This is a genomic window from Arthrobacter sp. zg-Y820, from assembly GCF_030142155.1.
Classification (GTDB): domain Bacteria; phylum Actinomycetota; class Actinomycetes; order Actinomycetales; family Micrococcaceae; genus Arthrobacter_B.
Genome location: NZ_CP126247.1, coordinates 878,475 through 891,627, shown reverse-complemented (window position 1 = coordinate 891,627; position 13,153 = coordinate 878,475). Strand labels below are relative to the sequence as shown.

Here is a 13,153-nt window from a genome sequence, read left to right as displayed (position 1 = left end):
GCGGAACAGGGCGTCCGCGGGGCCTTCCGGTGGTGCTCGGGACGTGCCTAGGGAAGGATCCCGGCGGCGCGCTCCGCGGCCTCCACCACGTTGGAGAGCAGCATGGCCCGGGTCATCGGGCCCACTCCGCCGGGATTCGGGGAGATCCAGGATGCGACGTCGGCCGCTGCCTTCTCCACGTCACCGGTGAGGGTGGTTTTGCCGGTGTCCGGATCGGTGACCCGGGTGACTCCGACGTCGAGCACGATGGCTCCGGGCTTGAGGTCCTCGGCCTTGATCATTTCGGGGAACCCGGCAGCGGCCACCACCACGTCGGCGGCGCGCAGGTGCTCCAGCAGGTCCACGGTTCCGGTGTGCGCGAGCGTCACTGTGGCGTTGATCGGCCGGCGGGTCAGCAGCAGGCCCAGCGGCCGGCCCACCGTCACGCCGCGGCCCACCACGAGAACGTTCTTGCCGGTGAGCGAGATGCCGTTGCGCACCAGCAGCTGCACGATCCCGTGCGGGGTGCAGGGCAGCGGCGAGGTCATGGGTTCGCTGACGTTGAGGACCAGGCGTCCCAGGTTCACCGGGTGCAGGCCGTCGGCATCCTTTTCCGGGGCGATCCGTTCCAGGATGGCGTTGGTGTCGATCTGCGCCGGCAGCGGCAGCTGGACGATGTAACCGGTGGTGCCGGGGTCGGCATTCAGCTCGTCGATCACCTTTTCCAGGTCTTCCTGGCTGATGTCCTCCGGCAGGTCCCGGCGGACCGAGTTGATGCCCACTTGAGCGCAGTCCTTGTGCTTGCCGCCCACGTAGGAGTGCGAGGCCGGATCCTCACCCACCAGAATGGTTCCCAGTCCCGGAGTGATGCCGTATTCGTCCTTCAGGACCGCGACGCGCTGCGCCAGTTCGTCCTTGATGTCCTTGGCAGCCTTGCGGCCGTCGAGGATCCGGGCGGCGACCGGGGTGCCGAAGTCGGTCCGTTCCTTCTTCTCCCAGCCGAGGTTCACGCCGTTCTCCAAGCTGTCCTTCGTGCCTTCCATGTTGCTTCCCTTCTCCATGCTCGTTACCACTCTTCCTGTCCCGGATACAGCGGGAAATTCTCGGCCAGCGCGGTGACCCGCGCCCGCAGTGCGTCGACGTCGGGGGCCGGTTTCAGTGTCGCGGCAATGATCTCCGCCACCTCGGTGAACTCCTGTGCCCCGAAGCCGCGGGTGGCCAGGGCCGGGGTGCCGATCCGCAGCCCGGAAGTAACCATCGGCGGGCGCGGATCGAACGGTACCGAGTTGCGGTTCACGGTGATGCCCACGGAGTGCAGCAGGTCCTCGGCCTGCTTTCCGTCCAGCGCCGAGTGGCGCAGGTCCACCAGGATGAGGTGCACATCGGTGCCCCCGGTGAGGACTGACACCCCGTTTCCGGCGACGTCTGCGGCGTTCAGGCGGTCCGCAATGATCCGGGCGCCCTCGAGGACGCGTTCCTGGCGTTCCCGGAATTCCTCTGAGCCGGCAATCTTGAACGCCACGGCCTTGGCAGCGATGACGTGCATCAGCGGGCCGCCCTGCTGGCCGGGGAAGACGGCCGAATTCAGCTTCTTCCCGAACTGCTCCTTGGCCAGGATGATGCCCGAACGCGGACCGGCGAGGGTCTTGTGCACGGTGGAGGTCACGACGTCGGAGGCCGGCACCGGGTTCGGGTGCAGGCGGGCGGCCACGAGGCCGGCAAAGTGTGCCATGTCGGTCCACAGGAGCGCACCGACCTCATCGGCGACGGAGCGGAACGCGTCAAAGTCCAGCTGCCGCGGATAGGCGGACCAGCCGGCGACGATAACCTGCGGGCGCTCCGCGAGGGCCTGCTCGCGGACCTTGTCCATGTCCACCCGGCAGGTGTCCTCATCCACCCCGTAGGCGGCCACTTCGTACAGCTTGCCGGAGAAATTCAGCTTCATGCCGTGGGTCAGGTGGCCGCCGTGGGCGAGGTTCAGTCCCATCAGCTTGTCGCCGGGCGACATCATCGCGGCAAGGGCAGCGGCGTTCGCGGAGGCTCCGGAATGCGGCTGGACGTTGGCGAACTCGGCGCCGAACAGGGCTTTCACCCGCTGGATCGCCAGGTTCTCGGCGACATCGACGTGCTCGCAGCCCCCGTAGTAGCGGCGGCCCGGATATCCCTCGGCATATTTGTTCGTCAGAACGGAGCCCTGGGCTTCCAGGACTGACCGCGGGGCGAAGTTCTCCGATGCGATCATTTCCAGCGTGTTGCGCTGGCGGGCCAGCTCGTCGTTCAGGACGGCGGCGATTTCCGGATCGACGTCGGACAATTTGGCGTCAGTCACGGGCTGGGTGGACAGTCTCACAAGGATCTCCTGAGGAAGGGGTTCTATGGGTCAGGCTACCTGCCGGCACCCCCGGAGATCCGGGCATGACGAACAGAAGGCGTGACCGTCGGCCCAGGCGTGCGATCCGTGGTCTGTGGTGCTTCGCCGCTCCCTGGTGGTGACCCACCCAACGCCAGTTGCGACATATCGATCGTACCGGATGAGCGCTGCCGGATGCCGGTGCGGCGGAATAGGTTCCGGGGGCGGGCGGGTTGTACCAGGTGCGCACGGAGCGGAACCGAGCAGAACCAGTCGGAATTGACGAAGAGGGCAGGCGATGGGGCAGGACCAAGCGGACGGCGTCGAAGTGGAGGTCGCCGTCATCGGTGCCGGACAGGCCGGGCTGAGCGCCGCCTACTATCTGCAGCGCCGCGGCCTGGCGGCGGGGTCCGGTTTTGTCGTGCTGGATGCCAACGAAGGACCCGGCGGTGCCTGGCGCCACCGCTGGGATTCGCTGACCCTCGGCTCCGTCCACGGAATCCACGACCTGCCCCGTTCGCCGCTGGGCACCCCGAATCCCCGGGAACCGGCGTCGTCGGTCGTGACCCGCTATTACGGCGACTATGAAACCGAGTTCGGGCTGCACGTGCAGCGGCCGGTCCGCGTGCACCGGGTCTCCCCCGCAGGGAAGGGGAGGCTGCGCCTCGACACCAGCGGTGGCTCCTGGCGGGCGCGGGCCGTCATCAATGCCACGGGAACCTGGGACAAGCCGCACTGGCCGTCCTATCCGGGGCGGGAGAACTTCGGCGGAACCCAGCTGCACACCCACGACTTCAGCAGCGCCGCGGATTTCGCCGGCCGCCGCGTCCTGGTGGTGGGCGGCGGAACGTCTGCGGTGCAGTTCCTGCTGCAGCTGCACGACGCCGGTGCCCGCACCATCTGGTCCACCCGCAGGCCGCCCGACTTCACCGGCACGCCCTTTGACGCGGACTGGGGCCGGGACGTCGAGCGGCAGGTCAGCGAGCGCACACGGGCCGGGCTTCCCCCGCTCAGCGTCGTGGCCGCGACAAAACTGCCGCTGACCGCCGCCTATCAGCAAGGGATCGACGACGGCGTCCTCGTCTCCCGCGGTCCGCTTTCCCGAATCACCGCGGACGGGGCGGTCTTCGCCGACGGCAGCACAGCCGAAGCCGACGTTATTCTCTGGGCCACCGGGTTCCGTGCTTCGCTGGATCATCTCGCTCCCCTGCACCTGCGGGAGCCCGGGGGCGGCATCCGCATGGACGGTCCCCGCGTACAGAAGCTGCCGCAGCTGTTCCTGGTGGGCTACGGAGAGTCTTCCTCTACGCTCGGCGCCACCCGGGCGGGACGGGCGGCGGCGACGGCTGCACTGGAGCTGCTCGGAACGGGCTAGGCGGCTTACTCCACGTCCTCCCAGTCGAACCCCGTCAGGGTCCCCTGTTCCCAGTCGCTGCGCAGCATCGCGTAGGTGACCGAGGCGATCCGGCCGCCGTCGTCCAGCAGCCAGTCATCGCGGTAGTGGGCTTCCTTCAGGAACCCCGATCGGAGGAAGGTCTTGCGCATGGCCGTGTTGTCTTCACGCGTCCGGCCGGCAAACCGGTTAGCCGCCGGCCGGTCGGCAAAGACCAACCCGGTCAGGGCCTGCAGCACCGGCACCCCTGCGCCGTGCCCGCGGGCTTCCTCCAACAACCGCAGGTCGAAGGTGGGGCACTGGCTTTCCAGCCGCTCCACGATGACCAGGCCGAGCCGGCGGTTGTCGCCGTAGACCCAGTAGGTGCAGACGCCGTCGGCTTCAAAGCGCCCGTCCACAATCAGCTGACGCACCAGCTCCTCGGAAGGCGCCGTGATGCGGTGGTACGGAAAGCTGTTGGTGGTCAGGAACTTGACCAGCTCTTCGTCGTCCCTGTCAGAGAGCGGCATGAAGGTTACGTCCATTTTCTTAGCCTAAGGGAGCCCCTGTCCGGCAGGTAACCTTGAAAGGGTGACTGACTTTCCCACTCCCCCTGCCACAGCCATGGCCCCCGCCGCTTCCGCCTACACGCTCACCCTGTCCTGCCCGGACCAACCGGGCATCGTGCATGCCGTCTCCGGCGGCCTCGTCGCCGCGCGGGGAAACATCACTGAATCCCAGCAGTACGGCAGCGCCGAAACCGGAACCTTCTTCATGCGCGTGGACTTCACCGCCCCCGGCACCCGCGCGGAAGTCCGGGAAACCCTGGCGCCGGTGGCCCGGGCCTTCGGCATGGAGTGGCAGCTGTTCACCGCCGGCGCTCCGGTGCGCACCCTGATCATGGCCTCCAAGTCCGGCCACTGCCTGAATGACCTCCTCTTCCGCCAGCGTGCCGGAACCCTGCCGATCGAGATTCCGGCGATTGTGTCCAACCACAAGGACCTCGCCGGGCTGGCCGCCTTCTACGGCATCCCGTTCCACCACATTCCGGTAACCCCGGCCGGCAAGGAGGCGGCAGAAAATGAACTGCGCGGCCTGATGCAGGACCTGGACATCGAGCTGGTGGTGCTGGCCCGCTACATGCAGATCCTCAGCAACGACCTGTGCAGTGATCTGTCCGGCCGGGCGATCAACATCCACCATTCCTTCCTGCCCTCGTTCAAGGGTGCCAGGCCGTACCACCAGGCACACGCCCGCGGAGTGAAGCTGATCGGCGCAACCGCGCACTACGTCACCTCGGACCTGGATGAAGGACCGATCATCGAACAGGAAGTTATCCGCGTGGACCACGCCCGCTCCGCCCCGCAGCTGGCCGCACTGGGCAGCGACGTCGAAGGCCGGACGCTGTCCAAGGCCGTGCAGTGGCACGCCGAGCACCGGGTACTGCTGGACGGGAAGCGGACCATCGTCTTCAACTGACACGGCGGTCCGCCCGGCCCCGCCGTCACCGCTCCGGCGGCGGGGCCCGGCTAGGCTGACCGGATGGCACACGTTATTTCACTCCGGGGCAAGACCCCGGACATCGACCCGTCAGTCTTCCTCGCCCCCACCGCCTCGCTGATCGGCGACGTCGTCATGGGCCCGGGATCCAGCGCCTTCTACGGAGTCTGCGTCCGCGGAGACTCCAATTCCATCCGCGTCGGCGCCGGCAGCAATCTGCAGGACAACGTGGTGCTCCATGCCGATCCGGGATTTCCCACCACCGTCGGCGAGCGCGTCAGCATCGGCCACAACGCCGTGGTCCACGGCTGCACCATCGAGGACGACTGCCTGATCGGCATGAGCGCCACGGTCATGAACGGCACCGTGGTGGGTACCGGCTCGCTGGTGGCCGCCGGCGCCGTCGTCCTGGAAGGCACACTCATCCCGCCGCGTTCCCTGGTCGCCGGGGTGCCCGCCAAGGTCCGGCGCCAGCTCACCGATGACGAGTTCGACGGCGTCCGGGCCAACGCGGCGAACTACCTCGAGACGGCGGCCGCGCACCGCGAGGCGTTGCCCACGGTCTGACTCCGCCGGCTTTGCACACCTGGCGGGCTGGGCCGGGGCGGCTTTTTTCCGGGCTCCGGCCCCTGGGTTGGAGCAGCCCCTAGGCGCGGTGCGGCATGGACCCTAGAGTGAGAAACGCACTTGCGAGTGCTTCTCAGAGAAGAGGACCATGAACGCCCCGCACATTCCCACGCCGCCGTGTGTATCTCCGGGGGCACCGAGCCCGGTTCGGAAAACCGGAAGAACGCTGAGGTGGGGTGTGGTCGCGACGGGCAATGTCGCCGCCAAGGTTACCGAGGACATCGCCCGGCTGGAGGACGCTGTGCTGCAGGCCGTAAGTTCGCGCGGCGAGGCCTCAGCGGTGGAGTTCGCCGATCGGTTCGGATTTGCGCGTGCGTGCTTCGACACCGAGCGGGGCAAGGGGTACCGCCAGCTCGTGGACGATCCGGAGGTTGATGTTGTCTACGTGGCTGCCCCGCACGCGCAGCACTATGAGATTTCCCGGGCTGCGCTGCTGGCCGGGAAGCATGTGGTCTGCGAGAAGTCCCTGACCATCAACGCCCGGGAGACGGAGGACCTCATCGGGATCGCGGCCTCCCGCGGGCTTTTCCTGATGGAGGCCGTGTGGACGCGGTTCCTGCCCTGCGTCAACCGGATCTGGGAAATCCTGGCCAGCGGCGAGCTCGGTGACGTGGGCTGGATTCAGGCAGACCTGGGCTTCCCGGCTGCCGGCAGTCCCGCCGGCTGGTGGGACCCGGAGGCCGGGGGCGGAGCACTGCTGGATCTCACCGTTTATCCGCTCACGCTGGCCGTTGGCGCCTTGGGATTTCCGGAGCGGGTGTCCGCCGTCGGAACCCTCACCGGCGACGGCATCGACAAGCAAAACGCACTGCTCCTGACGTACTCCTCCGGTGCCGCTGCCCAGCTGATGTCGTCATTGGTTTCCTCGGGTACCCGCACTGCCACCATTTCCGGAACCAAGGGGTGGCTGCGGACCGGGGCGCCGCTGCACAACCCGGTGGAACTGACCGTTTCGCCGTATCAGGGCGAGGAACGGGTGGAGCGGTTTCCGCAGGTCGGCAACGGCTACACGTACGAGCTGCGCGAAGCCACCCGCTGCATTCAGTCAGGCCTGCCGGAGTCCCCCACCATGAGCTGGGACCACTCGCTGCAGACAATGCGCCTTTTTGACAACGCCAGATCCCAGATGGGTGTGCGGTATCCCGCCGACGACGTCCGGCCGGCGAGCAGCGGCCCAACCGGGCCCCGAGCCCACAGGAAAGCGGTCCCGCGAGATGCAGGACCGCTTCCGTAGATCGGTGTAATTTCGGTTTTCGGTTACGGTGCAGTTAGCCGCCGAGACCGCCCAGGCCGGGAATCTTGCCCAGCAAGTCCTTGGGGTCAATCCCGAACTTGCTAAGCAGGCCCGAGTCCTTATCCGTGTCCACCTGATCCGGCAACTCCGCCTCAGCCTGTCCGGCCTTGTCGTCGTCGCCGCGCTTCTTGATCAAATCGATGATCTGCTGCTTGCCAATTTCCATTCGAATCTCCTGTTCAGGTCATGAGACTTCGTGGGGTGTGGCGGAAGGGAAAACTCAGGCTTTCCGGACGTTGTCCTGTGCGTCTGAGGCCTTGCCCTTCACATCATCGGCAGCGCCCTGGCCTTCCTGCTTGACGTTCTGAGCCGCTTCAGCAGCCGTTGCCTTCACGTTTTCCATGGCTTCCTGAGCCGGCTCCTTGAGGCCCTGCGCCATTTCCTTGGCTGTGTCGGTGACCTGGGAGGTCAGCGGCTCGGCCGCGGTCTTGAGGTTGTCCGCAGCTACGCGTTCCTTCTCGCTGGCGGGGATCAGGGAGGCTGCCAGCAGCCCCGCGCCAAACGCGATGAGCCCTGCGGCGATGGGATTGCCCTGCGCCTTGGCGGTGAGTTTCTGCGGCGCTTCACCTGCTGCGGTGCCGGCGCGTGAGAGACCGTCGGAGGCGGTGCCCGTGCCGGTCTGAACCTTGTCAGTCATAGAATCAGCTGCTCCCATCACTTTGTCCTTTACGTTGTCCCTGACACCAAACACGGCGTCCTTCACCTTGTCGGTCTGCCGCTGGACAATATGGGACGGGGTGACTTTGTCCGCTACGGCGTCTACGTTGCTTCCGAGGCGGCGGCGGGTCTCTTCAATGTCTGCTCGGATAGCGTCGGGATTGTCGCTCATCGTGGGTCCTCATTCGGTTTAAGGGTTCCGGGAATTTCCTGCAGGGTCTCCGACGTCTGAGGCATGCCTCGGACCTTGCGCATTTCAGTGCGGCCACGCATCGCCAGGACAGCGGCAATAATCGCCCAGATCACAGCGACCACGAGCCCTGACCAGCCCAAGCCGATCAGGTGCCCGAGGGCCTGCCAGAGCGCGATCGAGAGGAACAGCAGGACGAAGTAGCCGGCCACTGCTGCACCGGCAAACATCCCTGCCCCCTTGCCCGCACGGGTGGCAGACTGCTTCAGTTCGACCTTTGCCAGTTCCACCTCCTGACGCATGAGGGTGGACATGTCCGCGGTTACTTGCCCCAGCAGGTCCCCAAGGGACGTACTCTCAGCCTTTGTCGGGGGCGGTTCAGGGATTTCGCTACTCATCAGTGCTGGCCACCGCTAAACGGATCGCTGCCCCGGGTTCCCGAAGCGGGCAGCTGGTCATCCGAGGAGGGCGGACGTCCCGCGGGAAGCGTGGGTTCCGCGCCAAACGGATCGTTGGCCGCTCCCCCTGCGTTCACGGTGCCCGTGCCTGTGTAGGTGGGCTGCTCGGTCGGCGCGGGCGGGTAAATGGTTTCGGGCGTGGTCACCGTGCCGGTCCGCGGGGCGGCCGGTGCGGCGGTGGCCGCGCCTGCGGGCAGACCTGCACTCAGGCCCTTGTTCAAGCGCCCGGCAAGGAAGCCTGCACCTGCGGCGAGGGCGAGGAAGGCAACCGGACGCTGCCGGGCGAAGCCCTTGACCTCTTCGACCAGGGAACCGGGGTTGCGGCTGTCGAGCCATTCGGCCACTGACGAGGAGCGTTCCGCTGCCTGACGGACCAGGTCCGAAGCGACTCCGGGCTGATCCGAGTTATCAGCCATCGACTGCAGCTCGCCCGCCACGGACCGGAGTCCTTCGGCGACCTTCTGCTGCTGGGCGCCCGCCTGGTCGGTGAGGTCGCTGCGGGCCTGGTTAAACAGGTCCTTGGCGTTGGCCGTCACTTCAGAGGCGACGTCGGCGGCCTCGGACTTCGCTGTTTCGGCGACATGCTGGGCGCTGCCGGCGGCGTCCTGCGCAAGCCCTGAGGCCTCGTCCTTAGCTGCACCGGCCTTGGCGGACTTGGTGTCGGATGAACCGCCCTGGGGTGTGGTCGCTGCATGGCTTCCGTCTCTGGGCCACTCGTTTTCCGTCATCGTCACTACTCTTTCCTGAATCGTTGCGGATGAAGAATCAGAATCCTGTGCCGCTGGGAATCAGCTGCACTGTTTACACGATAATAAGCACACTTAGTACGCGTTCGTAAAGTCGTAGTAAGTACACTTACAATACAGCCCGGCCGTCCGCCCGGACAGAGCAGCGGGGCACCGCGGCCGGCCCGGTAATGCACCACCGCTTGTGCCACTGCAGCCGACGCTGTGGATCCGCAGGCCCCGTGCGGCGTCCGGGCCGGTGGCAGCAACACGCTGAAGCGTCTTTTTGCCTCGCCGGCGCCCGTCATTTTCAGTTTTGCGGGCGGGGCACGCTATACATCCCTCGGCGCCCATGGTTATCTTCAGACGATGGGCGCCGAAGTTAACAGCAAAACGTACAGCCGGGAGCAGCGCACGCGATACCGCCAGCGCCTGCTCGAAAACCTCGACCGGTTTGCCGGTTACCTTTCAACGGCAACATTCGCCGACACCGCCAGCATTGGCCTCGAGCTTGAGCTGAACCTGACCAATCAGGACTTCTCCCCGGCACTCCGAAACACTGCTGTTTTGCAGCAAATTGCCGATCCGGCCTTCCAGACCGAGATCGGTGCGTTCAACATCGAAATGAACCACCCTGCCCTGGCCATCGGCGGCCGTGGCCTGCGGGATCTCGAAGATTCCCTGCGTTATCAGCTAAACCGGGCTGACACCCGCGCTGCCGAAGTGAACACCGAAATTCTCATGGTCGGGATTTTGCCCACGCTCCAGCCGGCCCTGCTGGAGGACAAGGAGTGGCTCAGCGCCGGCAAGCGGTATGCAGCCCTGAACACGTCGGTTCTCCAGGCGCGCGGGGAAGATGTGCACGTGGACCTCCGCGGAGCGGAGCCGCTGTCGTTCTACGCCAAGAACATTTCCCCCGAGGCGGCATGCACCTCGGTGCAGCTGCATCTGGAGGTCAGTCCGGAGGACTTTGCTCCGGCGTGGAACGCCGCCCAGATCATCGCCGCTCCGCAGATTGCCCTGGCAGCCAACTCCCCCATTTTCTTGGAGCACATCCTCTGGCACGAAACCCGGATTGAGCTTTTCAAACAGGCCATTGACACCCGCCCGCCGGAGATGAGGAACCAGGGGGTGCGACCGCGGGTATGGTTTGGCGAACGGTGGATCACCTCGATTTTTGACCTCTTCGAGGAAAATGTCCGCTACTTTCCGGCGCTGCTGCCGGAGCTGTCCCGCAGCAGCGGAGGCTCCACTGCCGCCGGAGCGCCGTTGCTCCCGGAATTGCGCCTGCACAACGGAACGGTTTACCGCTGGAACCGGCCGATCTACGACCCCGGCGAACATGCCCCCAATCTGAGGCTGGAGAACCGGGTCCTGCCCGCCGGGCCGACGGTGCTGGATGTGGTCGCCAACGCAGCGTTCTTCTACGGCCTGGTCCAGTACCTGCGGACCGCTGACCGCCCGCTTTGGAGCCGAATGGCTTTCAAGAGCGCCGCGGACAACTTCCTGACCTGCGCACGCTTGGGACTGGAGGCTACCCTCTACTGGCCGGGCATCGGTGAAATACCTGTCGCAGAACTGATCATTCGGCATCTGATTCCTCAGGCGGCCTCAGGGCTCCAGGAGCTCGGCGTGGACGACCAGCTGATCGGCCGCTATCTGGACGTCATCCGGGAAAGGGCCCGCACCGAACAAAACGGAGCATCCTGGCAGATCGCCTACCTGCGGCGACTTGAGAGCCAGGGCATGGAACGAACCGCTGCCCTGGCCGAAATGTCCAAGCGGTACTGGGAGAATATGCACACCAATGCCCCGGTCCATGAGTGGCCGGTGGACTGACGGATCCGAAGAAAAAAATATTGCCTCTCCGGGCCCAAAAACTCCTCCAGGTTCTGGCACTCACATATGCCGAGTGCTAATCTAATTTCATTCTTGAGCCGAGACGACTCAAGTTATCGACCGTTCTGAAGTTCCGAATATCGATTCGCCTGCCTTGCAGGTGGGCGTAAGGAGTTGATGACAAATGGCCATGAAGTTCGATCCATTCCGAGAGCTCGACCGGATGGCAGGAGCCCTGCTTGATCCCCGGCAGCGGCTGCGGCTGATGCCCATCGACCTCTACCGTGAGGGCGACCACTACATCCTGAATGCCGATCTTCCGGGCATTGATCCGGGTTCCGTCGACGTGGATGTGGACGGCCAGTTGCTGACCATCCGGGCTGAGCGCACCATCCAGGCGGCTGACACCGTCACCTGGCTGACCCGGGAACGTGAGTCCGGCTCGTTCCTGCGCCAGCTGAACCTCGGTCAGGGAATCAATATTGAGGGCATCTCCGCCAAGTACGAGAACGGCGTCCTCAGCGTACTGATTCCGGTCAGCGAACGGGCGAAGCCGCGCAAGATCGAGGTGTCTTCCTCCTACAAGGATTCGAATACCATCAGCGGCCAGTCCAGTTCCGAATCGGTGAGCTCCTCGGCTTCCAGCAGCTCCGGTTCGGGGGGATCCGGCTCCGCTTCGGGCAGTTCCGGCTCCGGCTCCGGGTCCGGCTCTGGTTCCGGAACCGGACCAGCTTCCTCCGGCGACCAGGGTTCGGGCATCTAACGGACCGGCTTTAACGACGGCGGCGCCCCACCCTTGTCAGGTGAGGCGCCGCCGTCGTCGTGCGTTGAAGCGTCCGGAGCTTAGCCCAGGCGGGTCTTCAGGTTGGCATCGAGCTCAGCGAGGAATTCCTCGGTGGTCAGGTATCCCTGCTCCGGGCCGACCAGGGCCGCGAGGTCCTTGGTCATCTTGCCGGACTCGACGGTCTTGATGACAACGTCTTCGAGGGTTTCAGCGAAGCTGATGACCTCGGGGGTGTTGTCCAGCTTGCCGCGGTGCATCAGGCCACGGGTCCACGCGAAGATCGAGGCGATCGGGTTCGTGGAGGTGGGCTTGCCCTGCTGGTGCTGGCGGTAATGGCGCGTGACCGTGCCGTGTGCTGCTTCGGCCTCGACGGTCTTGCCGTCCGGGGTCATCAGCACTGAGGTCATCAGGCCGAGCGAGCCGAAGCCCTGCGCCACGGTGTCGGACTGGACGTCGCCGTCGTAGTTCTTGCAGGCCCAGACGTAGCCGCCTTCCCACTTCATCGCGGAGGCCACCATGTCATCGATCAGGCGGTGCTCGTAGGTGAGGCCGGCTGCTTCGAACTGGTCCTTGAACTCGGCGTCGAAGACTTCCTGGAACAGGTCCTTGAACTGGCCGTCGTAGGCCTTCAGGATCGTGTTCTTGGTGGAGAGGTAAACCGGGTAGTTCCGCTGCAGGCCGTAGGCGAAGGACGCCCGGGCAAAGTCGCGGATGGAGTCGTTGAAGTTGTACATGCCCATGGCCACGCCGCCGTCGTCACCGTAAGTGACGACCTGGGTCTTGATTTCTTCCCCGCCGTCCTTCGGGGTGTAGGTCAGCGTCAGCGTGCCGGCACCGGGAACCTTGAAGTTGGTTGCCTTGTACTGGTCGCCGTGTGCGTGGCGGCCAATGATGATCGGCTTGTTCCAGCCCGGCACCAGGCGCGGGATGTTGGAAATGATGATCGGTTCGCGGAAGACAACGCCGCCGAGGATGTTGCGGATGGTCCCGTTCGGGGAAACCCACATCTTCTTCAGGCCGAATTCTTCGACGCGGGCTTCATCCGGAGTGATGGTTGCGCACTTGACGCCCACGCCGTGTTCCTTGATGGCGTTTGCAGCATCAATGGTGACCTGGTCATCAGTGGCATCGCGGTTCTGGATGGAGAGGTCGTAGTACTTCAGGTCTACGTCGAGGTACGGGTTGATCAGGCGGTCCTTGATGAACTGCCAGATGATACGGGTCATCTCGTCGCCGTCGAGTTCTACAACAGAACCCACAACCTTGATTTTCTCAGCCACACGGTCTCCTTGTGTGTTGGTGGGCGCCCGTGCATGCCGAATGGCATGACGGAGCCCGTCTTTTTGGTCTGTATTTGTGTCCAACTATGCCACAGCCC

Annotated in this window: 13 protein-coding genes, 1 pseudogene and 1 riboswitch; of the genes and pseudogenes, 6 read left to right on the top strand and 8 right to left on the bottom strand. The window is 65.2% G+C overall.

The features are described 5' to 3' along the window. Positions 1-47: 47 nt before the first annotated feature. Positions 48-1,022, bottom strand: a complete 975-nt coding sequence (locus QNO08_RS04030; RefSeq protein WP_284155643.1) for a bifunctional methylenetetrahydrofolate dehydrogenase/methenyltetrahydrofolate cyclohydrolase — start codon at positions 1,020-1,022, stop codon at positions 48-50. Between the two features lie 23 nt (positions 1,023-1,045). After that, positions 1,046-2,329, bottom strand: coding sequence for a serine hydroxymethyltransferase (gene glyA / locus QNO08_RS04025; protein ID WP_442860455.1), 1,284 nt, complete (start codon positions 2,327-2,329; stop codon positions 1,046-1,048). An 84-nt stretch (positions 2,330-2,413) separates the two neighbouring features. Continuing rightward, a riboswitch (ZMP/ZTP riboswitch) is annotated at positions 2,414-2,501 on the bottom strand. A 126-nt stretch (positions 2,502-2,627) separates the two neighbouring features. On the opposite strand from glyA, the gene QNO08_RS04020 reads away from it, so the two are divergent. After that, positions 2,628-3,704, top strand: coding sequence for an NAD(P)-binding domain-containing protein (locus QNO08_RS04020; protein ID WP_229964621.1), 1,077 nt, complete (start codon positions 2,628-2,630; stop codon positions 3,702-3,704). Positions 3,705-3,709: 5 nt separating this feature from the next. Here QNO08_RS04020 and QNO08_RS04015 read toward each other — a convergent pair whose 3' ends face one another. Further along, on the bottom strand, positions 3,710-4,246 hold the full coding sequence (locus tag QNO08_RS04015) for a GNAT family N-acetyltransferase (RefSeq protein WP_229964620.1): 537 nt from the start codon (positions 4,244-4,246) through the stop codon (positions 3,710-3,712). 79 nt (positions 4,247-4,325) lie between these two features. Here QNO08_RS04015 and purU point away from each other — a divergent pair, with 79 nt between their 5' ends. The 3 genes from purU to QNO08_RS04000 all read left to right on the top strand — a co-directional run bounded on the left by purU (position 4,326) and on the right by QNO08_RS04000 (position 7,062). Further along, complete coding sequence (gene purU / locus QNO08_RS04010; protein ID WP_229965034.1) at positions 4,326-5,180, top strand: formyltetrahydrofolate deformylase; 855 nt, start codon at positions 4,326-4,328, stop codon at positions 5,178-5,180. A 63-nt stretch (positions 5,181-5,243) separates the two neighbouring features. Continuing rightward, on the top strand, positions 5,244-5,768 hold the full coding sequence (locus tag QNO08_RS04005) for a gamma carbonic anhydrase family protein (protein ID WP_229964619.1): 525 nt from the start codon (positions 5,244-5,246) through the stop codon (positions 5,766-5,768). A 238-nt stretch (positions 5,769-6,006) separates the two neighbouring features. After that, complete coding sequence (locus tag QNO08_RS04000; protein WP_229964618.1) at positions 6,007-7,062, top strand: Gfo/Idh/MocA family protein; 1,056 nt, start codon at positions 6,007-6,009, stop codon at positions 7,060-7,062. A 34-nt stretch (positions 7,063-7,096) separates the two neighbouring features. On the opposite strand, the gene QNO08_RS03995 is transcribed toward QNO08_RS04000, so the two are convergent. The 4 genes from QNO08_RS03995 to QNO08_RS03980 are packed head-to-tail and all read right to left on the bottom strand — an operon-like array spanning position 7,097 to position 9,155. Continuing rightward, positions 7,097-7,288 carry a hypothetical protein gene (locus QNO08_RS03995; RefSeq protein ID WP_229964617.1) on the bottom strand — a complete coding sequence of 64 codons (192 nt, stop codon included), beginning with the start codon at positions 7,286-7,288 and terminating at the stop codon, positions 7,097-7,099. Between the two features lie 54 nt (positions 7,289-7,342). Beyond that, entirely contained in the window at positions 7,343-7,951 is a 609-nt protein-coding gene (locus QNO08_RS03990; protein ID WP_229964616.1) for a DUF3618 domain-containing protein, read from the bottom strand. Then, positions 7,948-8,367 (bottom strand): phage holin family protein, encoded by a 420-nt coding sequence (locus QNO08_RS03985; RefSeq protein WP_229964615.1) that lies wholly within the window; start codon positions 8,365-8,367, stop codon positions 7,948-7,950. Before QNO08_RS03985 ends, QNO08_RS03990 begins: the two co-directional genes overlap by 4 nt. Then, positions 8,367-9,155 carry a hypothetical protein gene (locus QNO08_RS03980; protein WP_229965033.1) on the bottom strand — a complete coding sequence of 263 codons (789 nt, stop codon included), beginning with the start codon at positions 9,153-9,155 and terminating at the stop codon, positions 8,367-8,369. Before QNO08_RS03980 ends, QNO08_RS03985 begins: the two co-directional genes overlap by 1 nt. Positions 9,156-9,521: 366 nt before the next feature. Between QNO08_RS03980 and QNO08_RS03975 the strand changes: the two genes are divergently transcribed. Continuing rightward, positions 9,522-10,991 carry a glutamate-cysteine ligase family protein gene (locus QNO08_RS03975; protein ID WP_229964614.1) on the top strand — a complete coding sequence of 490 codons (1,470 nt, stop codon included), beginning with the start codon at positions 9,522-9,524 and terminating at the stop codon, positions 10,989-10,991. A gap of 184 nt (positions 10,992-11,175) precedes the next feature. Next, positions 11,176-11,568: pseudogene (locus tag QNO08_RS03970) on the top strand (Hsp20/alpha crystallin family protein); the annotation flags it as partial. A 266-nt stretch (positions 11,569-11,834) separates the two neighbouring features. On the opposite strand, the gene QNO08_RS03965 reads toward QNO08_RS03970, so the two are convergent. Further along, complete coding sequence (locus QNO08_RS03965) at positions 11,835-13,055, bottom strand: NADP-dependent isocitrate dehydrogenase (protein ID WP_284015433.1); 1,221 nt, start codon at positions 13,053-13,055, stop codon at positions 11,835-11,837. Positions 13,056-13,153: the final 98 nt, after the last annotated feature.

What these genes read in the sequence shown, in the direction of transcription:
- QNO08_RS04030 (WP_284155643.1), bottom strand. Translation starts at nt 1,022, where the DNA reads ATGGAAGGCACGAAGGACAGCTTGGAGAACGGCGTGAACCTCGGCTGG.
- QNO08_RS04020 (WP_229964621.1), top strand. Translation starts at nt 2,628, where the DNA reads ATGGGGCAGGACCAAGCGGACGGCGTCGAAGTGGAGGTCGCCGTCATC.
- QNO08_RS04015 (WP_229964620.1), bottom strand. Translation starts at nt 4,246, where the DNA reads ATGGACGTAACCTTCATGCCGCTCTCTGACAGGGACGACGAAGAGCTG.
- purU (WP_229965034.1), top strand. Translation starts at nt 4,326, where the DNA reads ATGGCCCCCGCCGCTTCCGCCTACACGCTCACCCTGTCCTGCCCGGAC.
- QNO08_RS04005 (WP_229964619.1), top strand. Translation starts at nt 5,244, where the DNA reads ATGGCACACGTTATTTCACTCCGGGGCAAGACCCCGGACATCGACCCG.
- QNO08_RS03995 (WP_229964617.1), bottom strand. Translation starts at nt 7,288, where the DNA reads ATGGAAATTGGCAAGCAGCAGATCATCGATTTGATCAAGAAGCGCGGC.
- QNO08_RS03990 (WP_229964616.1), bottom strand. Translation starts at nt 7,951, where the DNA reads ATGAGCGACAATCCCGACGCTATCCGAGCAGACATTGAAGAGACCCGC.
- QNO08_RS03985 (WP_229964615.1), bottom strand. Translation starts at nt 8,367, where the DNA reads ATGAGTAGCGAAATCCCTGAACCGCCCCCGACAAAGGCTGAGAGTACG.
- QNO08_RS03980 (WP_229965033.1), bottom strand. Translation starts at nt 9,155, where the DNA reads ATGACGGAAAACGAGTGGCCCAGAGACGGAAGCCATGCAGCGACCACA.
- QNO08_RS03975 (WP_229964614.1), top strand. Translation starts at nt 9,522, where the DNA reads ATGGGCGCCGAAGTTAACAGCAAAACGTACAGCCGGGAGCAGCGCACG.